Below are 214 nucleotides of genomic sequence, written 5' to 3'. Positions count from 1 at the left end.
TAAAGAAATGTTTGCGGGATTAGATGAAGCGACAAAAGAAAAAGCAAAATCAATTTTAGAGCAAGAGAAATCCGGTAAATTAACACGTGAACAAGCAAAAGAAGAATTAACGAAGTTAGGCGTGAAAATGCCAGAGAAGAGTAAGCATAAAGACATACTTGCTAACTTAGATGAAGCAACAAAGGAAAAAGCAAAGTCTATTTTTGAACAGGAA

The 214-nt window shown here is 34.1% G+C and carries 1 pseudogene; it reads left to right on the top strand.

Annotated features, from left to right (window positions below):
- Positions 1–214, top strand: a pseudogene (locus tag MR083_RS27615) (hypothetical protein); the annotation flags it as partial.

Source organism: Bacillus cereus group sp. BfR-BA-01408, assembly GCF_022663305.1.
GTDB lineage: Bacteria > Bacillota > Bacilli > Bacillales > Bacillaceae_G > Bacillus_A > Bacillus_A pacificus.
Note: the sequence above shows the minus strand (reverse complement) of the source record. Positions and strands in the feature narration are given on the sequence as shown.